Source organism: Halomonas sp. ISL-56 (genome assembly GCF_018612805.1).
In the GTDB taxonomy this organism is placed as follows: Bacteria; Pseudomonadota; Gammaproteobacteria; order Pseudomonadales; family Halomonadaceae; genus Vreelandella.
On record NZ_JAGGRO010000001.1, the window covers coordinates 18,490 to 44,680 of the forward strand.

Below are 26,191 nucleotides of genomic sequence, written 5' to 3' on the forward strand. Positions count from 1 at the left end.
TGGGCTAACCTGTATGTTAGCCTAGCCGTTTATCGATCAGGCTCTCTAACTCAAGCTGGTCGTCGTGGAAACGGCGGATACCATCGGCCAGCTTGTCGTTGGCCATGGCGTCCTGATTGTGGCCCCAACGGAAGGCGGCTTCGCTCAGCGGTTCGGTAGGCTTGCCATTGCCTTCGCCCGCTTGGATTTGCGCAGCAACGCTGCCTTCGGTGGCATCCAGCTCTTCTAATAACGCTGGCGAAATCGTCAGCCGTGGGCAGCCTGCCAGAGCAAGTACTTGTCCGGTATTACGGAAGCTGGCGCCCATTACCACGGTTTCATAGCCGCCTTGGTTGGCCCGCTGGCAAACGCCTTGAACAAACTGAACGCCTGGGTCGTTTTCCGGCGTGTAATCACTGCCCGTCTCTTTTTTGTACCAATCAGTCACACGGCCAACGAAGGGCGAGATCAGAAATACCCCGGCATCAAAGCAGGCCTGGGCCTGGGCATCGCTGAACAGTAGCGTCAAGTTGCACTGAATACCCTCACGCTCAAGTACCTCTGCAGCACGAATGCCTTCCCAGGTGGAGGCCAATTTGATGAGTACGCGATCCCGCGACACGCCGCGGGCGTCGTAGAGCTCAATTAACTCGTGGGCCTTGGCAATGCTGGCCTGGGTATCAAACGACAGCCGAGCTGCCACTTCGGTGGAGACACGCCCAGGTACAACCGCGGAAATCTCACTGCCCATGGCCACCGAAAGGCGGTCAACAGCATGTTTGACCTGCTCTTCACGGCTGCTACCGGAGGCTTTGACGCTGCTCAGCTCTTCATCAATCAGTCCTTGGTAACCGGCCAAACCAAACGCTTTGAGAATGAGCGAAGGGTTGGTGGTGGCATCCTGAGGCTGATAACGACGAATAGCGTCAAGATCGCCGGTGTCGGCGACGACAAGCGAATGTTGCTTCAACTGTTGCAGCTGGCTGGTCATAAAATCTCCTTGATATTCGTCTAATGCTTAATAATCACTTTACGCCGTCATGGCGTTGTTCAAGTGCTGCGCAGTAGCGCGCATAAATCGGTTGGTAGGCGGCCACCCGTTCCGGATGGGGGTCGGCCAGCGACTGGGCGTCCAGATGAACCAAGCGCTCGCACAGCGCTTCTAGCGTCACGCCCTCCGCACGCTGGTCGCACCAAGCCGCCTGTATCGCAGCGCCCAGGGCTGCCGCGTCGGTAATCTCGGGGCAAATCACCTGGGTGTCGGTAATATCCGCCACCATCTGTCGCCATACGGGGCTGTTAGCGCCGCCACCGATCAGCCGAATCTGACTGGCCCCGGCGGTTAAATCACCCAGCAATTCCAGCCCATAGCGTAGCCCGAAAGTGGCCCCCTCCACCACCGCCCGGCATAGATTAGCCTGGGTGGTATTAAGACTGGTCAGGCCGAGGAAGTCCGCTGAGGCATCCGGCAGCATGGGAACCCGCTCGCCGTTGAAAAATGGCAGCACGGTAACACCCTCAGCGCCTATGGGCGCGCTGGCCACTTTCTCGCCAAAAGCCACCAAGTCTAAACCAAACAGCTCGCGTACCCGAGTAGTGGCCGAGGTGACATTCATCGTGCAGATTAGCGGCAACCAGCCGCCGGTGCTGGAGCAGAAGTTGGCCACCATGGCGCTGTCGCACTCAACGGGAGTAGCCGAGTAAGCGCATACGGTGCCGGAGGTGCCCAAACTCAGCGTAATCAGCCCTGGGGTAATATTGCCAGTACCAATGGCGCCGAGCATATTGTCGCCACCGCCGGAGGAGACCACCACCTGATCGCCCAGCCCAAGTTCCCGGGCCACCGCTGGGCACACAACACCTACCGACTCATGGGCTTCCAGCACCCGGGGCAATACTCGCGCCGGATCTAATTCGGGGGCCATTTCAGCAAATACGTCTAACTGCCAGCAGCGCTTGCGGGTATCGAAGTAGCCGGTGCCGGAGGCGTCACCCGCCTCGGTGACCCGTTCGCCGGTGAGCCAGAAATTTAAATAGTCGTGGGGTAGCAGCAGGCTCTCGATTCGCCGATACGCAGCTGGGTGCTGTTCGCGCAGCCAAGCAACTTTAGAGGCGGTGTAGCCGGTTTGCAGTACCAGCCCCAGCTTCTCCAAGCATCCCGCTTCGCCGCCCAAACGGGCGACTAAATCGGCGTTCTGGGCGCTGGTTTCGGTGTCGCACCAAAGTTTGGCGGGATAGACCGGCACACCGTCGCCATCGAGCGCCACCATACCGTGCTGCTGGCCGGAAACGCCGATGCCGCGCACTTGGCTCGCCGAGACACCCGCTTTGTCGAGGGCAGCAAAAAACGCCTCTTTCAGGGCCGCCAGCCACTCAGCAGGCGACTGCTCGCGACGACCATTTTCACCTTCATCCAGGTGATGACCACGGCTTGCTTCAGCGAGTATTTTGCCCTGTTCAACGTCTACCACCACTACCTTGGTGCTCTGAGTACCGCAATCTACCCCGATATACATCACAACGTCCCCTTAGATGCCGCCAGACCTTCTAGCGTAGCGCGTGCGCCACGTTCGTGCAGTGACTTCAGGGCGCTTAAGTAGGCTTCAACAAAACGCGGAGCGTCGATTAAGTCGCCAAACAGCTCGCGGTTCTCGATAAACGCCATGGGGCGAGCGCGGTTCTCAGCGGCAATTGCCATTAACGGTGCTTTTAAACGATCGACGATTTCAATCGGCTCGCCCTGCTCGTCTACCCCCTCGGCGTAACGTGCCCAGCTGGCCACCACCGCAGCGCTGCGTTCTATCTCGCCGTCCTGAGCCAACTGCTGGCGAATCACCGGCACCAGCCATTTGGGAATACGATCAGAACTCTCGGCGCAGAGTCGCGCCAAAGTATCTTTGATCTGCGGGTTGGCGAAACGCTCAATCAGCGTTAAACGGTAGTTTTCAAGATCGACCCCTGGCACTGGCGCCAGAGTGGGCGTGCCCTCTTCGCGCATATAGCCCAGTAAAAAATCGACGAACAGCGAATCCTGACACACCTCGTGGGCGTAGCGGTATCCGGCTAAATAGCCAAAATAGGTCAGCGCCTGATGGCTGGCATTAAGCAGACGCAGCTTCATCAACTCGTAGGGCTCGACATCCTCAACCACTTGCACACCGACCTTTTCAAACGCAGGGCGACCCAGCGGAAAGTGATCTTCCAACACCCACTGGGTGAAGGGTTCACAGACCACCGGCCAAGCGTCCTCTACCCCAAAGCGCTGACTCAGCTCATCAATATCCGTGGTCGACGTCACTGGGGTAATACGATCCACCATGGCATTGGGAAACGCCACCTCGGCTGCCAGCCAGTCGCCTAACTCGGCATCCCGCGCCTGGGCGTAGGCACCGAACATGCGTTTGGCCACATCCCCGTTGCCCTGAATATTATCGCAGGACATCACGGTAAACGGTGCAATGCCTCGGGCACGGCGGCGAGCCAGCGCTTCTACTACCAGCCCAAAGCTGGTGGTGGGCTGTGTGGGATTAGCAAGATCAGCCTCGACCTGAGGGTTTTCGAGATCGAACTCGCCGCTCACCGGGTGAAAGTTGTAACCGCCTTCGGTCACCGTCAGCGACACAATGCGAATCGCCGGATCGGCCATCTGCTCGATCACCGTCTCGGTCTCTTCCGGTGCAAACAGGTAATTCACTATGCTGCCAATGACTCTTGGATGGTACTGGCCGTCCGGGTGTTTGACCACCAGGGTGTAGAGATGATCCTGCGCTGCCAGCGCCTGCTGCATGCGTTTATCGCCGGGCATCACGCCTACGCCCACGATGCCCCAGTCCAGCGCTTCGCCCTGGTTCATCAGCGTATCCAGGTACATCGCTTGGTGGGCGCGGTGAAAGCCGCCTACGCCGATATGCACAATACCGGGGGTAAGCGTTTTGCGGTCATAGTTTGGTTTGGCAACATCGTCGGTTAGCGTGCCCAGGTTGTGATTGTTAAGACGGGTCATGGGACTCTCCAGCCAAGGCCTACTTGGCGCGATTGGGTGAATAAAAGCGGATAAAGGCGATATCCGAGCACTAGCGCCAGCGCTGGTCAGGCGGTAAACAGCAACTTTTCACTAACTGCGCGTTGAGCATATCTTTATGGTGGGTACGCTCCAGCGCCCCAGTGCGATCCTGGCCCATTTCGAGCCAACGATTGATCAGCCGATCAACCAGCACGACATCGTCGACATCTATAAACAGCGTCCAATCGAACAGCGGGCGCAGTTCACGCCAAGGGGAGCGGTCAAGCAGTAGGTAGTTGCCCTCGACAATCACGATGCGATGTTCAAGGGTGATCAGGCGTCCACCAGCACGAGCTAAATCCAGCGGGCGATCAAACACCGGCACCGCTACCGTGTGATTAGCTTGGCGGATGCGTTCAAGGTCGCAGCGCAGGCCCTCCACATCAAAGATGTGGGGTGCCCCTTTGACTGGCACCTGCTGCTCGCCCAACACGGCGTTGTCGAAGTGGTAGCCATCCATGGGCACTAGCCCAGCTTGGCCTGGCAGGCGTAAATTAATGGCATCGCAGAGCTGGGCGCTGCGATAAGATTTACCCGCCCCTGGCGGCCCGGCCAGCGCTACCAGGTAGCGCGAGGCGCCTTCGGCGGCGCCAATAATCTGATCGGCTAAGGTATCAAGATCAGGGCTCATAGAGACCTCAGCTCATCCAGTTGCCGCCATCGACATTAAGCGTCTGGGCGACCACGTAGTCACTGTCCTGGCTGGCCAAAAACACTGCCGCACCGGTGTGATCCTCCGGTAGCCCCATACGCCCGAACGGCACCGCTTCGCCCACCAGTCGTTTTTTCTCGCCAAGCGGGCGGTTTTCATAACGGGCAAACAGCGCGTCGACTTCTTCCCACATCGGCGTATCCACCACGCCGGGGGCGATGCCGTTGACGTTGATGCGGTGTTTGATGAGATCCAAACCGCTGGATTGGGTCAGGCTGATAACCGCGGCTTTACTGGCGCAGTAAACGCTTACCAGCGCTTCACCGCGGCGACCTGCCTGGGAGGCCATATTGATAATTTTGCCGCCTTGCCCGCGGTTCACCATCGAACGGGCCACCGCCTGCAGGGTAAAAAACATGCCTTTGGTATTCACCGCAAACTGTTTGTCGAAGCTCGCTTCGGTCACCTCAAGCACCGGTGCCATATCAAAGATAGCGGCGTTATTAACTAAGATATCGATGCCGCCAAAACGGCGGGTTACTGCGTCCACCATGGCGTCAATTGAGGCTTGGTGGCAGACGTTCAGCTCAATGCCCATGACTTTTTCAGCGCGGGCTTGCTGGCCCAGTATTGCCACGGCGGTTTCAATGGCAGCACTATCAATATCGGCCACCACCACGCTGGCGCCTTCGCTTAAATAGCGCTGGGCAATGGCTAAACCGATACCCCGAGCGCCTCCGGTAATCACCGCGATTTTATTGTTTAGTTTCATCTTAATGTTCTCACTGTTACATAGAATGCTGTATTAGGCAGGTTATTGGCCTCTGCTTTGCCACTCATCCACCAAGGCTTCCAGGCCGTGCATATGCTCTAAAATGCGCCAGGCACCGGCTTGAGTAAGGCGCGCCGATTGCTCTGCATCCACATGGCTAGCACCGACAAAACCAATCACACACATCCCTGCGGCATGGGCGGCGGTGACGCCGGCCACGCTGTCTTCCACTACCAGGCAATCTCGCGGCACTTGGCCTAACTGAGAGGCTGCCAAGCGATAGAGCGCAGGGTCAGGCTTGGGGTTGGCGACTTGCTCAGCGGTAAAAATGGGTACCTCGCCGAACGCCTCGGCCAAGCGCGTGCTCGCCAGTGATGCCACCACGCGGCTACGGCGGCTGTTGGAAACCACGGCCTTTTCCAGGCTAATGCCACGAATCGCCTTATCGGCTCCCTCGATGGCTTTGAGTTCCCTCTCCAAGCGCGCCTCAATGGCGGTATCCACCTGCTCGGCGGCATCCAGTGGCAGCGTGTGAGCGCTTAATGCTTCGAGATGAGCGAGAATAGCCGCTGTAGTCATACCTAGCGCTTGACCCAGCTCCTGGTCGATATTCAGATCGGGCAGCCAGCGGGAGAGGTACTCCACCAACGTGCCTTCCGCCAGCGCCTCGCTGTCGACCAGCACGCCATCACAGTCAAAGATAAGTGTCCTCATGCGGGCTCCTCAGAAGGCGAGCCAGGGGCGCGGTTATCGTGACGGGTTAGCCCTGCCAACGGGTGCTGTTGCAGGCTCGGCAGAGCCAGGCCGCCAGCGTCAAACAGGTGGGCGCGCTCGGGGGCAAAACCAAAACGCACCGTATCGTTGACCCGGTAGGCCACATCGCCATCGGCCATAATAGTGATGAGTTCATCGTCCATTTGGACGTAGAGCGAGGTTTGACCGCCGAGGCGCTCAAGCACTTTGATCTGCCCACTCAACGGCCCCTGCTCATCGAGCACTAAGTGTTCGGGGCGAACACCCAGCTCAAGGGGGGCATTGGCTTCCAGGTGCTGCCCCTCGGCCGGCACACTGCGCTCGCCGCCGCCAGGTAATCGAATGACCACCCCGCTAGGCGACACTCCGGTCAACGTTACCGGTAGAAAATTCATTTTCGGCGAGCCAATAAATCCCGCCACAAAGCGATTACGCGGATGGTGGTAGAGCGCCATGGGTGAGCCCACCTGCTCGACCACACCGTCGTGGAGGACAACGATTTTATCCGCCATGGTCATCGCTTCGATCTGGTCGTGGGTAACGTAGATCATGGTGGCGTCAAGCTCGTCGTGCAGGCGCGCAAGCTCAATGCGCATCTGCACCCGCAGTGCGGCATCCAGATTGGAAAGCGGCTCGTCGAACAGGAAGATACTGGGGTTACGCACAATCGCGCGGCCGATCGCCACCCGCTGACGCTGACCGCCGGAAAGTGCTTTGGGCTTGCGATCCAGCAGCGGCTCTAGCTGCAGAATTTTGGCTGCTTCCAGCACCTTGGCCCGGCGCTCCTCTTTGGGTACGCCCGCAAGACGCATGCTGAAGCCCATGTTGCCCTCTACTGTCATATGCGGGTAGAGCGCGTAGCTCTGAAACACCATGGCGAGGCCGCGATCGGCGGGGCCGACGTCATTGATCCGCTGGCCGTCGATCAAAATATCGCCGTCAGTCGCACTTTCCAGCCCGGCAATCATGCGCATCAACGTCGATTTACCGCAGCCGGAGGGGCCAACGAAGACCACAAATTCGCGGTCATTGACCTCAAGGTCGATACCCTTGATCACCTCGGTGTCGCCAAAACGCTTGGTAATATTGTGCAGTTGTAGTGTTGCCATGAGGAATATCCTTTACTTGACGGCGCCAAAGGTCAGGCCACGTACCATCTGTTTTTGGGTCATCCAACCGAGTATCAAAATGGGCGCAATGGCCATGGTGGATGCGGCTGACAGCTTGGCCCAGAACAGCCCCTCAGGGCTTGAGAAGGAGGCGATATAAGCGGTTAACGGCGCGGCTTTTGAGGTCGTTAGGTTGAGACTCCAGAATGCCTCGTTCCAACTCAAAATCACCGAGAGCAGGCCCGTTGAGGCGATGCCCGGCAGCGTTAGCGGCAGCAGCAGAAAGCACACTTCCTGCAGCGTCGAGGCACCGTCCATCCGCCCCGCTTCAAGAATGTCTTTAGGCATATCTTTAAAAAAGGTGTAAAGCATCCACACCACAATCGGTAGATTCATCAGCGTATAGACAATAATTAGCCCGGTGCGGGTGTCGAGCAGCCCAACGTCGCGAAAGATCAGGTAAATCGGCACCAGCACACCCACCGAGGGCAGCATTTTGGTTGAGAGCATCCACAGCAAGGTGCCCTTAGTGCGTTTAGTCGGCAGAAAGGCCATGGCGTAGGCTGAGGGAATCGCAATCAGCAGTGCGAAGAACGTCGAGCCAAATGCTACCGCTACGCTGTTGAGTGCAAATCGGGTATAGCCCGAACGTGCATGTACCGCCTGATAGCTTTCCAGGGTAGGCGAAAAAATTAGCGTGGGATCGGCAATCGCCGCGGTTTCGGTTTTAAAGCCGGTTAGGATCATCCAGAAAATCGGAAAGAAGATCACCAACGCTACCATCCAGCCCAGCACCGTTATGATGGCTCGCTTGCTTCGCGCCGACCGCCATCCCGACACTGATCGGGGCGCTGCGGTTTTGGAACTTAATGTTGTCATCGAAGTACTCCCAGGAGACAAGTGCCGGTCTACTCTTCCAGGTTTTTGGCCACCATACGGACCAGGAAGATCGCCACGATATTGGCGAGAATGATCGCGATCACCCCACCGGCGGAGGCAGTGCCGACGTCAAAATCCAGCAGCGCACGAATGTAAATCAGGTAGGCCAGATTGGTGGTCGCCAAGCCTGGGCCACCGGAGGTAGTGACAAAAATCTCGGCAAAAATAGTCAGCAGGAAGATCATCTCAATCATGATCACCACGCTGATGGCACGCTTTAGGTGCGGCAGCGTAATAAAGAAGAAGATCGCCACTGGCCCTGCCCCATCCATTCTGGCGGCCTCCACTTGATCCTCATCCAGCGACTGCATCGCAGTGAGCAGAATCAGCAGCGCAAACGGTAGCCACTGCCAGGCCACGATGATCACAATCGAGGTCAGCGGCAGCGAGGAGAACCAGTCGACAGCTGGCAGACCGATGGACTCAGCAAGCCACGCCAGTACCCCGTTAGAGGGGTGCATCATCATGTTTTTCCACACCAGCGCACTCACGGTGGGCATCACAAAAAATGGCGAGATCGCCAGCACGCGCGCGATCCCGCGCCCGGCGAATTCCTGCTGGAACAGCACCGCCAGTAGGGTGCCACCTACTATGGTAATCGCCAGCACCCAGCCCACCAGCAGCAGCGTGTTGCCCATGGCGGCCCAAAGGGCTGGGTCAGTGAGAAGGTATTGATAGTTTTCCAACCCGGCAAAGCCGGTCATACCGGGCATTAGCAGGTTGTAATACTGAAAGGAGAACCATAGCGTCATGCCTAACGGCACAATCATCCATAGCAGCAGTAGCGTCACGGCCGGCGCTTGCAGCGACAGCGTCCGTAGCCCGCCGACGGTACGGCCGGAAGCGCGAGTTTTAGTCATGGGAATACCTGCAGAAACAGTGTGGGGACAATGCCTGCCTGGCTAGTCAAGGCAGGCATTGCGGCCATCAGTCTAGATAACCAGCCCGCTGCATGGTGCGCTCAGTGGCGCGCTGGGCACTGTCTAGCGCCTGTTCCACCGTGGTGTCACCGGTTAGCGCCGCGGCAATGGTTTGGCCAACCTGGGTGCCGATCGACTGAAACTCTGGAATGCCGACGAACTGAACACCCACGTAGGGGTTTGGCTCCAGGGTAGAGTCGGTGGGGTCGGCATCCTGAATAGCCTTTAGCACGAAGTCAGCAAAGGGGGCTGCTTCGGTGTACTGCTCATTGGCGTAGGTCGACTCACGGGTGCCTGGCGGCACGCTGGTCCAGCCTTGGGTTTCACCGACCAGTTCAATGTACTCTTGCGAAGTGGCCCAGGTAATAAACTCAAGCGCCGCTTCCTGGTTCTCTGAAGAAGCCGGGATCGCTAACGCCCATGACCATAACCAGTGTGAACCTTTAGGTGTCTCAGCCACCGGTGCCGGGGCAAAGCCTAAGCTGTCCGCCACATCGGATTCATTGCCTTCATACAGTTTGCCCGCTGCGGAGGTGGCGTCCACCCACATCGCACAGTTACCACGAGAGAACAGTGCCAGGTTCTCGTTAAAGCCGTTGGAGCTTGCGCCTGGCGGGCCGTAGTCATTGAGTAAATCGACATAAAACTGGATAGCGTTAACCCACGCCTCAGAGTTGAGTTCTGGGTTCCACTCCTCGTCAAACCAGCGGCCACCGTAGGTGTTCACCAGGGTGGAAACGAAGGCCATATTTTCGCCCCAGCCAGGTTTGCCGCGCAGGCAGATCCCCGCTAACCCGTCTTCGCTGCCGTGCAGCTCGCCTGCCCACTCACGCACCTCTTCCCAGGTGGGCTGCTCGCTCATCTCAATACCCGCTTTCTCAAACAGGTCCTGACGGTAGTACATCATCGAGCTTTCGGCGTAGAACGGCAGCGCGTGGAGGGTGCCTTCCAGGCTCAAACCATCGCGCACGGAGGCCAACAGATCGTCTTCGTTGTAGTCGTCGGGCAAGCTATTCAGCGGTGACAGCCAGCCGCGCTCTGCCCAGATAGGCACTTCGTAAGTACCAATGGTCATGACGTCAAACTGGCCGCCACCAGTGGCAATATCAGTAGTCATGCGCTGACGAAGCACATTCTCCTCAAGCACCACCCAGTCCAAGGTGATATCGGGGTGCGCTTCTTCGAAAGCCTCGGTGAGGCTCTGCATGATCACCATGTCGTTGTTATTAACCGTGGCCACGGTAATTTCAGTTTGCGCCTGGGCATGGCCTGAGATGGCAATGGCGGCCGCTAGCGTGGAGACGGGCAAGTGACGTGCGAGTCGCATAAGAACTCCTAGTGGGCTTGTATTGGCATTGTTGTCGCCTTGATCTTATTGATCATCTATCGAACAAATGATCGTACGTAAGCCAAAAAAAAGCAAAGCCGATTGGCTTAGACTTTACGCTAACTTATCACTCTTGACGCATATTGCAGTGCACGCGCTACCACGCCAACCCTTCTCAACTTATAGTGCCTCAACAATCTGCCGTGCGGCTACTTCGTCGGTAACCAAGCCTTTTAGCCAGCCGCCGCGCAGCGCAGCATGTATCGCCGAGGCTTTTTCGTGTCCTCCCGCAATGGCCACCATGTGGTGCTTACCAAAGCGCTCCAGAGGAAGGCTAGTGACTCGCCGCGTTATCGAGCAGTCAATCACCTCTCCGTCACGGTTAAGCGGCCAGCCAAGCAACTCCCCTACCGCTTTTAGGCCCAGCAATTCATCCAGCTCGCTTTCACTAATAAAGTGGTCTTGAAACAGTGTTGCCTGGCGGTCAATGCGCCCAATGCCGATAAACGCAGCTTCCGACTCCCGCGCCACATCAGCAATGGCTTTAAAGAGACGCTGCGCCAACATCGCCTCTTTTTCCGCCAGTGATTCAGCGACCACCGGTGCAGGCAATAAGAAGCGTTCGCCGCCGGTTTTATCCGCCATCACCATCACCGCATCGTAGCGGTTGGCCGAACCATCCCGGGCGACATTGCCCACCAGCGACACAAAGCGGTGCTGGGGCCGCTCGACACGACTAAGCGCTTCTACCGCTGCCCGCACCGAACGCCCGGTGCCCAGCGACAGCGTCAATGGCTCGCTGCGCTCAACCAGTTGCGCAATGCGCTCAGCGGCCGCGACCGCCAAGTAGGAAGCGGCACTGTCAGCGGCATGGTTATCGGCGGGTACCACTTCACAGTAGGTCAAGCCAAAGTGATCGCGCAGCGCGCTGCCCAGCGCCATACAGTTAGAAATGGGGTGATCTATATGCACTTTTACCAACCCTTCCTGACGAGCTAACGCCAATAAGCGCTGCACGCCTGGCCGCGAAACACCCAACTGGCTGGCGATCTCATCCTGAGTCATGCCACCGACATAGGACATCCAGGCGGCTCTTGCCGCTTGATCAAGCTTTACATCAAATTTATCCATAGGGCGGCTCTCGTATCAGTCGTGGCTAACGGTCATAGATAACCGTCGTAGATAAACGTCACAAAAGCATCATCATACAAAGCTAAGCCCGCGACCAGTAGTCGCCTATCCGCTAACATAGCCAGCGTTACACTTTACAAAATGGATTGTTCGCTTGGAGGTACAGCATGTATAAACTCGCCTTTTTTGTTCCCATAGAAAATGCCGAAAGCGTCAAGCAAGCGGTGTTTGAAGCCGGTGCCGGCCACATGGGAGCCTACGAAAACGTTTGTTTTCAAACCCGTGGCACGGGGCAGTTTCGCCCCACGGAAGGCGCCCACCCGCATATCGGCTCAGTGGGCAGTTTAGAGACGGTCGAAGAGTTCAAAGTTGAGTTGCTGTGCGATGAGGCGCATATTCACGGCGCCATCGCGGCCTTGAAACTTGCCCACCCCTACGAAGAAGTCGCTTATGATGTATGGCAGCTCGCAGATTTATAACCCGATCTTTAATGTCTTACGCACTGCCAAAGTAACGCTCGCGATCTTCAGGCGTTACCATGCTGATATGCAGCGGGAATTCATTGCGGGGGCGGTCAGCGTAAAAGTGTTTGAGCGTGCGTTCAATGGTCATGAAGGCAAGCTCATGCCAGGGGATTTCATGCTCTTCAAACAGCGCGACTTCCAGGCTTTCCGGCCCGGCGCTGAAGCCACCGACTAATTCGGCGCGAAAAATCATATACACCTGATTGATATGCGGCAGGTCAATCAGGGTATAGAGGTTAGCCAGTTCGACTTCGGCACAGGCCTCTTCACGGGTCTCTCTGGAAGCGGCCTGCTGGGTTGATTCGGCATTTTCCATATAGCCAGCGGGCAGCGTCCAGTAGCCTTTGCGCGGTGAAATCGCCCGCTTACAGAGCAGCACTTTACTACCGCTAACAGGCAGTGTACCGGCCACAATGCGTGGGTTCTGATAGTGAATCGTGCCGCAGGCATCACACAGGTAGCGCGGGCGGTCATCGCCTTCCGGGACGGCAAAACGTACTTTATCACCACATTGGCTGCAAAAGTTCATCGCATATTCTCAACGGCTAGTGAATAGAAGCCTCGACGTGCTTGACGTCAACGACCGCTGCTGGGTAAAAGAGAACAAAGTAACGGGATGCCCCATGTTAGAGAAACTGCGTAAACAGCTGCAACAACTGACGCCTCAACGCTTGGATCACATTGTGATGCCCGAAGCAGCCGTGCTATTGCCGATTGTTGAACGCCCAGCACCTACCTTACTGTTTACCCGCCGGGCCAGCCATTTGAGCACCCATAGCGGCCAGGTGGCATTCCCAGGCGGCAAGCGCGAGCCCTACGATAGCGACCTTTACGCCACGGCGCTGCGCGAGGCAGAAGAGGAGATTGCCCTCGACCCCGGTCTGGTGCAACCCCTCGGGCGGCTGTCGGATGTCCTTTCGTTGCACGGTATACGCGTTACCCCCTGGGTCGGCATTATTCCACCCGATTTACCGCTGATTGCCGACCCCGGCGAACTAGACGCCATTTTTGAAGTACCGCTGAGTCACTTTTTAGACGACCACCGTACCCATACCGATGTGATTACCGTAGATGGCGTTGCCCACTACGTGCCCAGCTACCACGTAGACGGACACGTCATCTGGGGGCTCTCGGCGATGATGCTAGTTGAGTTACTGGCCGAAGGTTTTGGTATGCCGATTGATTTGTACCAGCGGCCTGCTGGGCCGCTCCGCCACTACCCTGAACGCACCAGCCGGCTCTCAAAATCCTCTACGAACACTTCTCGCCCGACGCCATCGAGATCCAGCAAATGACCCCCAGTGTTGCTACTTCGTCACCTATCCTTCAGCCAGCAACTCAGGTCTCCCTTGTGGATGCGCTGGTTGAACAAGGCTGGTATGTGGGCCGCGAGGTGATCGACCTTGGGCTATGCGAGGCGCTAAATCACGAACTTCTGCACCGGGCGGCCTATAACGGTCTGGATGAAGCGGGGATTGGCCGGGGCCAGCAGCACCTGCTGCGTAAAGATATCCGTGGCGACGCTATTCACTGGCTGGATCGCGAGAGCGCCGCCCAAAGGCGTTACCTGGACGCCATGAGTGAGCTACAGCAGGCACTCAACCATGCGCTTTTTTTGGGCTTATTCGAGTACGAAGCCCACTTTGCCCACTACCCGCCGGGGGCTTTTTATCAGCGCCACCTGGATAGCTTTCGCGGTCGCGCTAACCGTGTGATCTCCACCGTCGGTTATCTGACGCCCAACTGGCCAAGCGACGGCGGCGGTGAAATGGTGATTTACCACCCGGACGACCCCAGCCAGGAAGTCGCCCGGGTAGTACCCGAAGCAGGCACTTTCGCCTGTTTCTTATCGGAAACCATTCCCCACGAAGTGCTGCCTACCCGCTGCCAACGTACCAGCATCGCCGGCTGGTTCAGGCGCAATGCCTCACTGGGTGGCGTGCTAGATCCCGCTCGCTAGCGCTTTCGGCACCCAACAGGCTCCCCAATAGACTAACCCCAACCGACTAACTAAGCGGGACGATTTGTCCGTTAGCCTGCTCCAGCACTTCTCGCACCTGTTCGTAATTAACGCTAGAGGAGTGGCCACCCTCATGCTGCTCAATCAAGCCAACGACGTTTAGCAGCGTATCCATCCCATAAGCGGTCTCATCTGTAGCGGTAAATGCTTGGATGTAATTTTTCCCGCTTTCACTCCAGCCTACTTTGATCGGCGAATCGATAATATTGACCTGAGTACCCACTGGTACCCGCCAGAAGACGGACTCAATATCTTCTGGATGCATGCGGATACAGCCGCGACTGGCACGCATACCAATGCCGTCCGGCTGGTTTGTGCCATGAATCAGGTAGCCAGGGATATCCAGCAAAATAGCGTACTGGCCTAGAGGATTATCAGCACCAGGAGGAACAACGGCCGGCGCGGGGTCACCCCGCTCGGCGGCTTCACGGCGAATCGACTCAGGTGGGTACCATGCCGGGTTTTCAAGTCGCATGGTGGTCTCAGTAATCCCCAGCGGCGTGTTATAAGCATCTCGCCCAATACCAATGGGGTAAGTCTCAACACGCGGTGTCTCGCCTGCCTCTACCTCCGGGTAATAATAAAGGCGCAGCTCCGCCACGTTGATGACAATCCCGGTTCGCGCCTCATCAGGCAGAATGAACTGACCGGGGATCGTGACCTCGGTTCCCTCACCCGGCACCCACAGGCTGGTATCCGGATTGGCCATACGAATTTCTTCGTAGCCCACGTTGTGTGCCCGGGCAATATCCAGCAACGTATCCTCTTCGGTCGCCGTGACGGTATACACCTGGCCCACCATATTGCCCTCTTCAGGCAGTAAAAAATGGCCTTTGGGCAGCTCGCTACCATCAGCCACCGAGCTGGAGGCTAACAGCCACGCGCCAAGCGCAACACTGCTGACGCAGAACTGTTTTAAATACCGCAATGGGTGGGAAGTCATGGTCACGGGGTCTCCTTTTTATGCGACCTCACTTTTCTCAAAACGGGGATGAAAAGCGAGCCATTTGGAGATGAATATGAACACTGGGCGAGAACAGGTCAACTCGACAGACTGTCGCACGGCGGGCCATTGTAGCCGCTTGGCGTGAGACCAAAGCGAACTTGTTACCAAAAAATTTCACATTGAGCAGTTGTATTTCTGAGCACAGCGACTAACCTAATAACTATCTTAGCGCAGTGACGCGCAAGATAGCGTTAATTAAGCCAACGCATTAAATACCATGTATTAAATGCAGAGGCGCAATTAACACAACCAGGAATAATAGCATCGACGTTGACATCGCTGACACAAAGAAAAGTTAACACCGTCGCTATTGATTTATTTGGGTTGTTACGCGGAGTCGTTACGCCTCGATAAAATCGCAAGGAGCAAGCAAAATGAAAATGATCAAACCCGCTATTCTAGGTACTCTCATGGTACCGGCCGTTATGTTCGCCGCAGGCACTGTTAACGCCGAAGAAAACACCACTACCATGGAAGCGACTTACCTGACTGAAACGCCAGCAGGTACTTTCCATTCTGATGCGTTAACCGGCAACCAAGTCAAAAGCAGCGTCGAAGAAGATGAAGATATCGGCACCATTACTGACCTTGTAATCGATGAAGATGGTCAAATTAATGCTGTTGTCGTCGGCGTTGGCGGTTTCCTCGGTATGGGCGAAAAAAATGTCGCCATCGAATGGGACTCTCTTGAACTAACCAAAGATGAAAATGGCGAAGATTACGTCATTACCGTTAATGCATCACAGGATGCACTTGAAGCCGCTGAAGAGTATAACCGCAGCGAAGAAAAATAAGCGCTAATTAGCTCTGAAAAGCCTTGGCATTTGCCAAGGCTTTTTTATTGCCAGCACTATATTTAACACTCTTTGAAAAATCAAAAAAAACAATAAAAATGCCGCCACATCATTCAATGCAGCGGCACCATAACTTATGTTATTAAAAAACGTAAGCTATTAAAAAATGTAAACTATCAAAAAGCTTATCGTCAGCCTTTTAATTTAGCCGTCATACTTATATCTGCATTAAGAACCTTGGAAACAGGGCAGTTAGCTTTAGCCGTTTCCGCGGCTTCCTGAAAAGCGGCATCGTCGGCGCCGCTTATCTCAGCCACAACGTCCAAGTGAATTTTCGAGATATCAAACCCGGCATCGCTTTGGGAAAGGGTCACTTTGGCACTGGTTTCGATAGAATCAGCGGTATAGCCTTTCTCGCCCAAAATCATTGACAGGGCCATTGAGAAGCAGCTGGCGTGCGCTGCGCCAATCAGCTCTTCGGGGTTAGTACCAGGCTCACCTTCAAAGCGCTGTTTAAACGAGTAGCCCGCATCTAATACACCGCTTTCAGTAGACACATTGCCTTTACCGTCTTTTAACCCACCTTCCCAGCGTGCACTTGCTTTACTATCCATACTGTTCTCCTTTCCTATGATAGTTAGCTTATCGATAGAGCTCCGATAAGACACGGTAACTACGATTACCGAGTTACTAGCGTAGCTGATTCCATTGTTTATGCCGAACTACTTATGCCGAACTACTTATGCCGAACTGCTTATGCCAAATCAGGGCGATGGATAGGTCTCGGCAGACTCAACAGGGACGGATGAAACAGGTTGCAATGACTCCACCGAGCGCTCGCCTCGCTCTTCGATAGCGGCATCCAGATCGATCATCAGCTCGACACGGCGATTTTTGGCACGGCCTTCGTTGGTCAAATTAGAGGCCAATGGCCTAGTATCCGCGAAGCCTTGAACGATTAGCCGCTCTGATGCAAGCGCACCGGTTGCAGTGAGAACGTTGGCCACTGAAGCGGCTCGCATTGCCGAAAGATCCCAATTACTGCGGAAGTGGGATGTCCGGATAGGCACATCATCAGTATGCCCATCAATGGAAATCGTCCCAGGCACGTCGGCCAAAAGGGTTGCCAGCGACTGTAATAAGTCCTCAAAAGCGGAAGTAACGGTGGCATTCCCCGACCCAAAGGTGCCATTTTCGGAAATCCGCACCACCACGCGGAACTGATCGATATCAATCTCCGCCGCGCCCTCCGGCAACGATGTTTCAAGCAGCTTTTCAACATTCTGAGCTAATTGGAGGCTTTGCGAGTGCCGCTGGGTTTCCAATACGTTTCGCACTGATTCCAACTGCGGCTTCTGCTGCGTCGTCTGTTGACGGACCTCGTCTATCAATGTGCGGTCAGGCACCGCAGGGGAAAAATGCTGTTTTACCGCGCTGGTTCCCATAGGTACTTGCATAGCTTCAACTTCGCGCTGAACGCCAAATGCTTTGGACAATTCGTCCGCCACCCGGCGGAACTTTTCTGCATCGATTTCAGCAAACGATAGCAATAGCACGAAAAAGCACAGCAGCAGTGACATTAGGTCGGCATAGGTGATCATCCAGGCTGGGATGTTGGTCTGTTTTTGCGCCATGTTTTACGTCTGCTCGCCTGCGGTATTGCTTGCTTCTGCTTCAGCCGCGCTGCGATGCTCTGGCGGCAGATATATTGTCAACATCTGCTCCAGGACACGCGGGTTCTTATCGCTTTTAATGGCCAGTACTGCGTCAATCCACAGCTCCTGCATTTTGGCTTCTTGATTCATGCGTACCCAAAGCTTATCTGCGATAGGACTCGCGATCATCGTTGCAATCATCGCACCGTACAAAGTAGTCAATAGAGCAACAGCCATAGCAGGGCCAATGAGTGACGGGTCGCCCATGTTGGAAAGCATTTGCACCAAACCAACCAAGGTACCAATCATGCCCATGGCAGGAGACACCTCACCGAGCGCTGAAAATACCTGCCCTCCCGCCTGATTACGCTCTAACGTAAGCAGACGCTCCTTTTCCATCATGTCTCTTATCATCTCGACACTGTAGCCGTCGGCCAGCATTTGCAGCCCCTTCTGCAAAAATGGCGAACTAACTTCACGGCTTTCAAGAGCGATCATACCTTCTCGACGCGCCACTTTTGACAACTCGACCAGCTCGTCAATACTCTCTTGAATACTTGGCAGTTGAAACTTAAAAGCTCGTGCCGCTGCTTTAAAGACGAACTTGAATTACGTAATACTAAACTTAGCCAATACAACAAATAGGCTCCCCCCCACCACAAGCAGCAGCCCCGTAGGGTTCATGAACACCTCTGGCGAGGTGCCCATAATCACAGCGGCGCCCACTAATACAGCAGCCCCTACTAAGCCAATCAATGTTGCGAGATCCACAGCGCTTCCCCACGGAGTAAAAAAACTATTATGCTAATAACAAAGACACTAGAGACTCCCTATAAAAGCGTCAACGTTAAATTAATGACACCTCCCATCTTGACTAATTAAAAACAACATACCTTCAACGATAGGCATGTGGGCGATCTAGACGCTGCGGGCTGTTACCGACAGTTTATCCCCCACATTAATAACGCTATTTGCGCCTTTGAGCAGCGTGGCGTTTTGGCCAAAGTGCGCGCCCTTATGGGTGGGCTGTGTATTGAGCTCAATCAACGTTTTCAGCGGCTCTGCAGGGGCAGGCACTGCCGCTGTATGCTGATCAATGGTGGTGATTTTGCAGCGCTTACAGGGCTTACGCAGTGCCAGTTGAAAAGTACCGCTCGCCTCGGTCAGGGTAGCCCAGCGGTCTTCAGCCCATGCTTCATCGCTCTTTACCACGATATTAGGCCGAAAGCGGTTCATGGGGATAGGTGCCTGCCCCTTCGCTATCAAGGCCTGATTAAGGGCATCTAATGAGCCCGTGGTGGTGATCAAAAAAGGATAACCATCGGAGAAGTAGGTATGCGCTGACCCGCCGTTCAGAAAATCCTCTTCAACGGCTCGGGTAAACTCGTTGGCAAAGCGAACCATGCTAAGCCCCTGGGCTTGCTCGCCCAGGGCGGCGAGCAGCCAGCGCGATACTTCTTCGCTCTCCGGCAGCGCCTTGCAGTGGTCATTCCATACGCTAACTAGGCGCAAATTTCCCTCTGGCTCGGCCAGCGGCACGTTCAACGGCGCGACATTGGAATGCGACAGCACCAAGTATTCGTCGGTCAGCGCAACTTCAACGGTGGCGAGCGCCGGGAGTTGGCGCTGGGTAACAAAACGCTGCTGTGCATCCACCAGCATCCAGCGGCGATCCCAGGCTAACCCATGCTCTTGCAGCTTGCTGTGATTAACGCTGATACCTTGTAAGGATTTAACAGGGTAGATGTTGAGTTGAGTAATCTCCACGGCGGCCTCGCGACAAATGAAAAAGGCTACTTTAGCCACTCCCAGCCTTGGCGGCTACTCGAAAACGAACCTTATAGTGTCATGCCTGTTTCAATACGATAGCCCAAATCAACTACTTGGCGGGTCAGCGACTCGCCACGAATTCGCGCCAGCAATTCCTTCGCTGCCACTTCACCAATCGCTTGGCGCGGGGTTACCACGCTGGCAAGCCGGGGGGTCATCACCTGGCCTACATCGTGGCCGTGAAAGCCAGCTAGAGCCATCCGCCCAGGCACGTCAATCCCCCGCCGCAGACACTCGAAATAGGCGCCTACCGCTACATCATCGTTGGTGCAAAATAGACCATCCGCTGCAGGGTAATCAGCGACCACCTGTTGCAGCAGTGCCGCCCCCACGCTGTAAGAAGAGCGCTGAGTGCTTTGTAGCGTAACAGGTGTTAAGTCGTGCTCTTGCATGGCTTGGCGATAGCCATGCTCACGTTGGCGGGTACGTTCATCCAAGCGCACCGCCAGGTAAATCACTTGGCGCCGCCCGCGCTTGATCATCTCACTCACCATGTCATACGCGGCTTGAACGTTATCGTAGCCCACCACCTGCTGCAGCGGAGGGCGGTGAGTATCCATGATTTCCACAATCGGGATGCCGGCTGTTTCCAGCATACGCAGGCTGCGCGGGGTATGGTCACGGTCTGACAAAATCACCCCGTCAACGTTGTAGGAGAGCAACGAGGCCAAGCTGCGCTCTTCAAGCTCGGGGCTATAGCCATAGTGAGAAAGCATCAGGTGATAGCCCGCTGGTTCCGTTAGCTTTTCGATACCAAGGATCACGTCGGCGAATACTTGGTTAGTGAGCGATGGTACCAGCACCCCTATGGAGTGGCTGGTCGCTCGGGAGAGCAAATCCGGTGCACGATTGGGAATATAACCAATCTGTTCGGCAATCGAGAAGATGCGTTCACGCAGGCCTTCCGAGACCGTTTCAGGGTCACGCAGGCAGCGGCTTACCGTCATTTTGGTAGCCCCTACGTGATCAGCAATATCCTGTAGGGTGGGGCGTTTTTTCTTCAAAAAGTAACTGCCTTATACAAGGTATAGCATTGAGGCCTACCCACAAGGGGCGGCCACAATGCCCATTCTTTCTTTCATTTACATCTCTTTCGCGCATTTTCCTCTAAATGGGTGAGCCGCTGGGCGCCGGCAGCGTAGCAGCAAATTGGGTAACGATCTCTTGGGGCGATAAGGCGATCGAAGCAGTGAAGGCCTCCTCTTCACTGGGCGGCTCCAGGTCGGCCAGTTGACTGGCCAACATGGTATCGCCTTTGAAGAAATGGCCTGCACGGGTTTCAAGCCGTTCAAGCAGTAGCTCCCGACTGCCCTCCAAATAGAGGATATGCAGCGCTGGATCGCCTTGCCGCAGACGATCACGGTAACGTTTTTTTAACCCTGAGCAGGCAATCACCAGGGACGTCTCTCTTGCTCGATACTCGGCGAACAGAGCCGCCAAGGTATCCAGCCACTCACGCCGGTCATCGTCGTTGAGCGGCGTACCGCTGGCCATTTTGGCCACGTTGGCCGGTGAGTGATGATCATCACCGTCAATAAAGGTCGAGCCCAGGGTATCCGCCAACTGCTGACCAATATGCGACTTCCCACAACCAGATACGCCCATCACTAAAATACGCTGTGAGAGGTTCTTCACAGAGGCTCTCCTATATTAATTGCCGCGTACGGCAGTGAGATCAGGCAGCCAAGTGACGATACCGGGGAAAGCAATCAGGATCACTAGCACTACCAAAAGCGCCACATAGTAAGGCAACATTGCTTTGACCAGCGACTCCATGGAGACTTTACCCACACCGCAGCCCACGTAGAGGCAAGTGCCCACTGGCGGCGTTAATAGCCCAATACCTAATACATATGCCATCAGAACACCGAAGTAAGCCGCGTCCACCCCTACCGACGTCACGATGGGCGCAAGCATAGGCGCCATGATCACCATCGCCGGGGTCAAGTCCATTACGAAACCCACCAAAAGCAGCAACGTTGCCACAATCAGCAGCAGCATAAACGGATCCTGGGTGATCGCCTGTACCTGACTGACCAGGGTCTGCGGCACCATATTGATGGTAAGAAACCAAGCAATCACCGTCGCGAACGCCAGCAGCATCATCACCATACCGGTCAATCGGGCAGTGCGAATCAGCATACCGATCAGCTCTTTAAGCTTGAATTCGCGATAGACCACTAGCGAAATAGCCAGCGCATAGAGCAGGGCCGCAACGGCCGCTTCGGTTGCGGTAAACACGCCAAAAATAATACCGCCAATCACAATGACTGGAAGCACTAGCGCCAGCCAGGCATCTTTAAAGGCTCTCCAGAGACGGTCCCAGCGGAACTGTTGCACGCCACCACCATCCTTTTTAGCAAGAATATAGGTGGTCACCATGAGGGCAAAGCCAATCAACAGGCCGGGGATAATACCGGCGATAAACAGGCGGCTAATGGAGGTTTCAGTGACAATGCCGAACAGAATCAGCGGAATGGAGGGAGGAATAATGATACCGATCACCGACGAAACGGTATTAATCGCGGTGGCATTGGCCGCCGTGTAGCCCTGCTCTTTCATCGAGGGAATCATCATCGCGCCGGTGGCGGCCGTATCAGCCACTGCAGAGCCACTGATACCGCCAAAGAACATCGAACCGGTAATCGCGACCTGTCCCAACCCGCCGCGCATAAAGCCGACCAAGGCGGCCGCCAGTTCCATCAAACGACGCGCAATGCCGCCATTACTCATCACCTCGCCAACTAAAATAAAGAACGGAATCGCCAGCAGCGGAAAGCTGTTCACCCCACGAATAGACTGTTCGATCATGATCGACAGTGGAATATCAGAGAGTACCGCCATCACCAACGCTGCCACGCCTAAACCAAAGGCAATCGGCAGCCCAATAATGATGGAGGCCAATAAAATAGCCAGAAAAATCCATAGCATGATTAGCGCTCCCGCTCAGGGTGGCGAATAACGTTCAGGCTGACCCACATCCGCCATATCGAAACCGCCGCAATAAAGATAACGCACAGCACCAGCGAAAGGCTGATAAAACTCAGCGGCACGCCCATAATCGCTGAGCGCCCACTTGAACGCGACAGCACTTGGTAGCCGCCCCAAATCATTACCACCATCAAGCCGGTAATAATCAGATGCTGCAGCAGATATAGCATATGCGCCCAACGCAGCGGCAGACGCCGCACCAGGGCGTCAACGGCAATATGCTCGTAGCGCGTAAAAGCTGCAGCAGCGCCGATAAACACCAGCCATATAAACAGCATACGCGCTAGCTCATCTGCCCAGGGCAGCGAGTAATTAAATAGCGCACGCCCCACCACATTGCAGGAAACTGACACAATCAACGCCACTAAAATAGCGCCGATCAGATACTCCATGCCTAACGTCAGCCAGCGAAACAACGCTGGGCCTTGGCGGGTATCGGTATCAATTTCCAGCAGTTTGCGGTTGGGGTCGTCCAGATACACCGATGGATCTTCTATCGGCGTGGGGCTAGAAGGAGATGAGCTGGGGGGTGTAGAGGAGAGTGACATAGGAGCTCCAAGGGCACTGACGCGTCGGGCAGGCCTATGTGGCCTGCCCCCAGTCGTGCGCTAAACGTAAGGTTTAGTTGCTGCTCTCTTCAACTATCTTTTGAATCTCGGCGATCAAATCTTCACCAATGCGCGGCGCCCACTCTTCGTATACCGGTTGAACGGCGTCTTGAAACGCGGCTAGTTGCTCTTCGTCCAGGCGGGTAATGTCCATACCCCGCTCGGCTAGCTGGTCGCGAGACCAATCATCGTATTCAGCAGAGAGCTGAATTTCGTACTCTGCGGACTGGCGCGCGGCCTCCTGCACAAGTGCTTGATACTCTGGCGCCATACGATCCCAGGTACGCTCGGAAAGCATCATGATAAAGGGAGTATAGACGTGACGCGTCTCAGTGCCGTAATCCTGTACTTCGTTAAAATTAGAGGTCAGGATGGTGCTCCAAGGGTTTTCCTGGCCATCAACAACGCCCTGCTCCATGGCAGAGAACAATTCACCAAACGCCATTGGCGTTGGGTTGGCACCTAACGCTTCCCAAATTGCCAAGTGCACCGGGTTTTCCATCGTGCGTACGCTTAAACCACGCACATCAAGTCCGGCAACGTCGTCAGGGCTAGCCACCGGGCGTGCGCTGTTAGAAAGCTGACGATAGCCATTTTCAGAGAAGGCGAGCGCCTTCAGGCCGGTACCTTCAAAGGCGTCCAGCATGCCCTGAGCCACATCGCTCTGCATAACGGCTACGGCGGCTTCACGACTAGGCAGCAGGAAAGGCAGGTCAAAGGCGGCCAGCTCTTCAACGTAACCCGTGGTCGCGGAGCTAGACGGATAGGTCATGTCCAGCGTGCCGGTTTGCAGCATTTCCAGCATCTGCACATCGTCACCTAACTGGCTGTTAGGAAAAACGTTAACCTTGATACGACCGTCGGTGCGCTGTTCCAGAATCTCACCAAAGTATTTGCTGGAGAGGAATTGAGGCGAACTTTCCGCAAGGCCAATACCCATTCGCAAAGTATGCGAACCATGATCACCAACGACCTCGCCTTCGATCTCAGGCGGATCAGAGAGCTCAGGGCTCTGAGCATGAGCCATACCCAATGTCAGCGTGGTCGCGCCAACGAAGGTCAGTGTGTTGCGCCAAATAGTGGTCATAGCGTTATCTCCAAATACTCATTGTTTGTAGCGAATTGTTGTTTGTAGCGAACTGCTGTTATAGAGAACTTAAAGACCGGCAACTTGTTACCGGTAACATTCAGTAGGCGAAGGCTAGCCACCTCCCCTGGGCGTGTCAAAACAAAACTGCCAACTTACGACCAACGTCTAGGGATAGCCACTTACTGCTTCCCGCGCTACATTAGGCTACGTATTTCGGATCGGAACCCATACTTGTGCAACCATCTTGTAGCGAATTAGAGCTTGATCACCAGCTTTGCTTTGCGCTCTATTCAACCTCGTTGATGATGACCAAAGTTTATAAGCCCCTACTCAAAGAGCTGGGGCTTACTTACCCGCAATACCTTGCCATGTTGGTATTGTGGCAAAACGATGGCATCACAGTTGGCACTATGAGTAAGCGTCTACTAACTGATCCTGGCTCACTGACGCCGCTGCTAAAGCGTCTTGAAGCCGATCAGTTGTTAAATCGCAAACGCAGCCATGAAGACGAACGTGTGGTTGAGCTTTATCTCACCGACAAAGGCAAAGCATTGCGCGAACAGGCGTACCATATTCCTAGCTGTGTAGTGCATGCCAGCGAGCAGTCGATTGAGGCACTGACCACGTTGAAAGAGGATTTGGTGCAGCTACGCGATAGCCTGCAAAAAAACCAGTAGTCATTCGCTTTCTGGTGAAAGGCAGTAGATTTATTTGCAATTTATATTGCGCGCAAAATAAAGCTGCGCTAAATTAAAAGCGTAGGATCATAATTATTAACGTTAACAGGAGATACAGAATGTCTACGACGACTATTGAGAACGTTGTTTATCGTGCTCACGCCACCGCTACCGGCGGCCGTGAAGGACAGGCCAAATCATCCGACGGCGCGCTGAATGTCAAGCTCAGCACGCCTAAAGAGCTGGGCGGTGCAGGCGGTGATGGCACCAATCCTGAGCAACTCTTTGCCGCAGGCTACTCAGCCTGCTTTTTAGGCGCACTAAAGCACGTGGCGAGCCAGGAAAAAGTAACACTTCCCCAGGATACGAAGATTGATGGACATGTGGGTATCGGCGCCATTCCGACAGGCTTTGGTATCGAAGTTGAGCTAAAAATCAGCCTGCCCGGCCTTGAGCAAGACGTTGCCCAGCAGTTGGTTGATAAAGCCCATGTGGTCTGCCCCTACTCCAACGCTACCCGTGGCAATATCAACGTCACTCTGACATTGGTCTAAGCTGTTAGCTAGATTAATCACTTAGCGCCCACGCCACCGCTTTCTGCGCATGCAGAGCGGTGGTGTCGTAAAGCGGCACCGGGGTATCGCGCTGGCTCACCAGCATGGCGATTTCGGTACAGCCTAAAATTACCGCCTGAGCGCCTTGGGCATGCAGTGAATCAATGATGGCCAAATAGCGCTGCCGCGAGTCATCTTCGATTCGGCCCTGGCAGAGTTCCTGGTAAATAATCTGATGAACGACATCGCGCTCAGGCTGATCCGGCACGACGACCTCAATACCAAACTGCTCTTCTAAGCGGCCGATATAAAAGTCCTGCTCCATGGTAAAGCGCGTACCCAATAGCCCGACGCGAGTAATGCCGTCGGTCTGTAACTGCTCGGCAGTGGCATCGGCAATATGTAGCAATGGAATCGTGATAGCCTTGGCGACAGCGGGCGCGACCTTATGCATCGTATTAGTGGCAATCAGCAGGCAGTCGGCACCCGCGCGCTCAACGCTTTGGGCGGCACTGGCCAGCAGATCCCCGGCCGCGTTCCAGTCACCCTGTTGCTGCAGTGCCTCGATTTCGGCAAAGTCCACGCTAATCATCGCGATTTTAGCTGAATGCAAACCGCCTAGCGCTGCTTTGACGCCCTCGTTTAACGCCCGGTAGTAGCCCTGGGTCGACTCCCAGCTCATACCGCCTAGCACACCAATTACACGCATCCGCCACCTCATTTAGGGAAAATGGACTACTTTATTATCAGGCTAACAGCCATCCGCCTATGATATGAGCCACCACATCACCGATAAC

General features: G+C 55.2%; 28 protein-coding genes and 1 pseudogene. 6 read left to right on the plus strand and 23 right to left on the minus strand.

Going from position 1 to position 26,191, the window contains the following annotated elements:
* Positions 1–16 precede the first annotated feature (16 nt).
* The 11 genes from tal to J7J49_RS00130 form a co-directional block, all read right to left on the minus strand.
* Positions 17–970, minus strand: coding sequence for a transaldolase (tal, locus tag J7J49_RS00080; RefSeq protein ID WP_215089207.1), 954 nt, complete (start codon positions 968–970; stop codon positions 17–19).
* 34 nt (positions 971–1,004) lie between these two features.
* Positions 1,005–2,495 (minus strand): xylulokinase, encoded by a 1,491-nt coding sequence (gene xylB, locus J7J49_RS00085; protein ID WP_215089209.1) that lies wholly within the window; start codon positions 2,493–2,495, stop codon positions 1,005–1,007.
* The gene (locus J7J49_RS00090) at positions 2,495–3,982 is read right to left on the minus strand and encodes a mannitol dehydrogenase family protein (protein ID WP_215089211.1); all 1,488 of its coding nucleotides are present in this window, start codon (positions 3,980–3,982) and stop codon (positions 2,495–2,497) included. The genes xylB and J7J49_RS00090 overlap by 1 nt, the downstream gene beginning before the upstream one ends.
* Positions 3,983–4,052: 70 nt before the next feature.
* Positions 4,053–4,673 carry a nucleoside/nucleotide kinase family protein gene (locus J7J49_RS00095; protein ID WP_215089213.1) on the minus strand — a complete coding sequence of 207 codons (621 nt, stop codon included), beginning with the start codon at positions 4,671–4,673 and terminating at the stop codon, positions 4,053–4,055.
* Between the two features lie 7 nt (positions 4,674–4,680).
* Complete coding sequence (locus J7J49_RS00100; RefSeq protein ID WP_064234634.1) at positions 4,681–5,466, minus strand: L-iditol 2-dehydrogenase; 786 nt, start codon at positions 5,464–5,466, stop codon at positions 4,681–4,683.
* A 42-nt stretch (positions 5,467–5,508) separates the two neighbouring features.
* A complete protein-coding gene (locus J7J49_RS00105) occupies positions 5,509–6,180 on the minus strand; it encodes an HAD family hydrolase (RefSeq protein WP_215089215.1) in 672 nt (223 codons plus the stop codon).
* The gene (locus J7J49_RS00110; RefSeq protein WP_215089217.1) at positions 6,177–7,328 is read right to left on the minus strand and encodes an ABC transporter ATP-binding protein; all 1,152 of its coding nucleotides are present in this window, start codon (positions 7,326–7,328) and stop codon (positions 6,177–6,179) included. The genes J7J49_RS00105 and J7J49_RS00110 overlap by 4 nt, the downstream gene beginning before the upstream one ends.
* Before the next feature lie 12 nt (positions 7,329–7,340).
* The gene (locus J7J49_RS00115; RefSeq protein ID WP_215089219.1) at positions 7,341–8,207 is read right to left on the minus strand and encodes a carbohydrate ABC transporter permease; all 867 of its coding nucleotides are present in this window, start codon (positions 8,205–8,207) and stop codon (positions 7,341–7,343) included.
* A gap of 29 nt (positions 8,208–8,236) precedes the next feature.
* Positions 8,237–9,127, minus strand: a complete 891-nt coding sequence (locus J7J49_RS00120; protein WP_064234630.1) for a carbohydrate ABC transporter permease — start codon at positions 9,125–9,127, stop codon at positions 8,237–8,239.
* A 67-nt stretch (positions 9,128–9,194) separates the two neighbouring features.
* On the minus strand, positions 9,195–10,514 hold the full coding sequence (locus J7J49_RS00125) for an ABC transporter substrate-binding protein (protein WP_215089221.1): 1,320 nt from the start codon (positions 10,512–10,514) through the stop codon (positions 9,195–9,197).
* Between the two features lie 180 nt (positions 10,515–10,694).
* On the minus strand, positions 10,695–11,645 hold the full coding sequence (locus J7J49_RS00130; protein WP_215089223.1) for a sugar-binding transcriptional regulator: 951 nt from the start codon (positions 11,643–11,645) through the stop codon (positions 10,695–10,697).
* 167 nt (positions 11,646–11,812) lie between these two features.
* On the opposite strand from J7J49_RS00130, the gene J7J49_RS00135 reads away from it, so the two are divergent.
* A complete protein-coding gene (locus J7J49_RS00135) occupies positions 11,813–12,124 on the plus strand; it encodes a YqfO family protein (protein ID WP_064234627.1) in 312 nt (103 codons plus the stop codon).
* Positions 12,125–12,140: 16 nt separating this feature from the next.
* Here the strand turns inward: J7J49_RS00135 and J7J49_RS00140 are convergent, their stop codons facing one another.
* A complete protein-coding gene (locus J7J49_RS00140; protein ID WP_215089225.1) occupies positions 12,141–12,698 on the minus strand; it encodes an NUDIX hydrolase in 558 nt (185 codons plus the stop codon).
* Between the two features lie 94 nt (positions 12,699–12,792).
* On the opposite strand from J7J49_RS00140, the gene J7J49_RS00145 reads away from it, so the two are divergent.
* Positions 12,793–13,464: a CoA pyrophosphatase gene (locus tag J7J49_RS00145; RefSeq protein ID WP_215089227.1), complete on the plus strand. Its 672-nt coding sequence runs from the start codon at positions 12,793–12,795 to the stop codon at positions 13,462–13,464.
* Complete coding sequence (locus J7J49_RS00150; RefSeq protein ID WP_215089229.1) at positions 13,461–14,129, plus strand: 2OG-Fe(II) oxygenase; 669 nt, start codon at positions 13,461–13,463, stop codon at positions 14,127–14,129. The genes J7J49_RS00145 and J7J49_RS00150 overlap by 4 nt, the downstream gene beginning before the upstream one ends.
* Positions 14,130–14,175: 46 nt before the next feature.
* Here J7J49_RS00150 and J7J49_RS00155 read toward each other — a convergent pair whose 3' ends face one another.
* Positions 14,176–15,132 (minus strand): L,D-transpeptidase family protein, encoded by a 957-nt coding sequence (locus tag J7J49_RS00155; RefSeq protein WP_064234624.1) that lies wholly within the window; start codon positions 15,130–15,132, stop codon positions 14,176–14,178.
* Between the two features lie 437 nt (positions 15,133–15,569).
* Between J7J49_RS00155 and J7J49_RS00160 the strand changes: the two genes are divergently transcribed.
* The gene (locus tag J7J49_RS00160; protein ID WP_064234623.1) at positions 15,570–15,989 is read left to right on the plus strand and encodes a PRC-barrel domain-containing protein; all 420 of its coding nucleotides are present in this window, start codon (positions 15,570–15,572) and stop codon (positions 15,987–15,989) included.
* A 191-nt stretch (positions 15,990–16,180) separates the two neighbouring features.
* Here the strand turns inward: J7J49_RS00160 and J7J49_RS00165 are convergent, their stop codons facing one another.
* The 9 genes and pseudogenes from J7J49_RS00165 to J7J49_RS00205 all read right to left on the minus strand — a co-directional run bounded on the left by J7J49_RS00165 (position 16,181) and on the right by J7J49_RS00205 (position 24,160).
* Positions 16,181–16,603, minus strand: a complete 423-nt coding sequence (locus J7J49_RS00165) for an OsmC family protein (RefSeq protein WP_064234622.1) — start codon at positions 16,601–16,603, stop codon at positions 16,181–16,183.
* A gap of 150 nt (positions 16,604–16,753) precedes the next feature.
* On the minus strand, positions 16,754–17,623 hold the full coding sequence (locus tag J7J49_RS00170; RefSeq protein WP_215089232.1) for a flagellar motor protein MotB: 870 nt from the start codon (positions 17,621–17,623) through the stop codon (positions 16,754–16,756).
* 3 nt (positions 17,624–17,626) lie between these two features.
* Positions 17,627–18,415: pseudogene (locus J7J49_RS00175) on the minus strand (MotA/TolQ/ExbB proton channel family protein).
* A 147-nt stretch (positions 18,416–18,562) separates the two neighbouring features.
* Entirely contained in the window at positions 18,563–19,411 is an 849-nt protein-coding gene (locus J7J49_RS00180) for an MOSC domain-containing protein (protein ID WP_215089386.1), read from the minus strand.
* Between the two features lie 71 nt (positions 19,412–19,482).
* Positions 19,483–20,478 (minus strand): gluconate operon transcriptional repressor GntR, encoded by a 996-nt coding sequence (gene gntR, locus J7J49_RS00185; protein ID WP_064234619.1) that lies wholly within the window; start codon positions 20,476–20,478, stop codon positions 19,483–19,485.
* A gap of 103 nt (positions 20,479–20,581) precedes the next feature.
* Positions 20,582–21,109, minus strand: a complete 528-nt coding sequence (locus J7J49_RS00190; protein WP_121499388.1) for a gluconokinase — start codon at positions 21,107–21,109, stop codon at positions 20,582–20,584.
* Positions 21,110–21,124: 15 nt separating this feature from the next.
* Positions 21,125–22,405 (minus strand): TRAP transporter large permease, encoded by a 1,281-nt coding sequence (locus J7J49_RS00195; RefSeq protein ID WP_064234618.1) that lies wholly within the window; start codon positions 22,403–22,405, stop codon positions 21,125–21,127.
* A 2-nt stretch (positions 22,406–22,407) separates the two neighbouring features.
* A complete protein-coding gene (locus tag J7J49_RS00200; protein ID WP_064234617.1) occupies positions 22,408–23,013 on the minus strand; it encodes a TRAP transporter small permease in 606 nt (201 codons plus the stop codon).
* 73 nt (positions 23,014–23,086) lie between these two features.
* Positions 23,087–24,160 carry a TRAP transporter substrate-binding protein gene (locus J7J49_RS00205; protein ID WP_215089234.1) on the minus strand — a complete coding sequence of 358 codons (1,074 nt, stop codon included), beginning with the start codon at positions 24,158–24,160 and terminating at the stop codon, positions 23,087–23,089.
* A gap of 236 nt (positions 24,161–24,396) precedes the next feature.
* Between J7J49_RS00205 and J7J49_RS00210 the strand changes: the two genes are divergently transcribed.
* Both J7J49_RS00210 and J7J49_RS00215 read left to right on the plus strand, forming a co-directional pair.
* Complete coding sequence (locus J7J49_RS00210; protein ID WP_064234615.1) at positions 24,397–24,840, plus strand: MarR family winged helix-turn-helix transcriptional regulator; 444 nt, start codon at positions 24,397–24,399, stop codon at positions 24,838–24,840.
* Between the two features lie 119 nt (positions 24,841–24,959).
* On the plus strand, positions 24,960–25,394 hold the full coding sequence (locus J7J49_RS00215; protein ID WP_064234614.1) for an organic hydroperoxide resistance protein: 435 nt from the start codon (positions 24,960–24,962) through the stop codon (positions 25,392–25,394).
* 13 nt (positions 25,395–25,407) lie between these two features.
* Here the strand turns inward: J7J49_RS00215 and J7J49_RS00220 are convergent, their stop codons facing one another.
* Positions 25,408–26,103, minus strand: a complete 696-nt coding sequence (locus J7J49_RS00220; RefSeq protein ID WP_215089236.1) for an aspartate/glutamate racemase family protein — start codon at positions 26,101–26,103, stop codon at positions 25,408–25,410.
* Between the last annotated feature and the right edge of the window lie 88 nt (positions 26,104–26,191).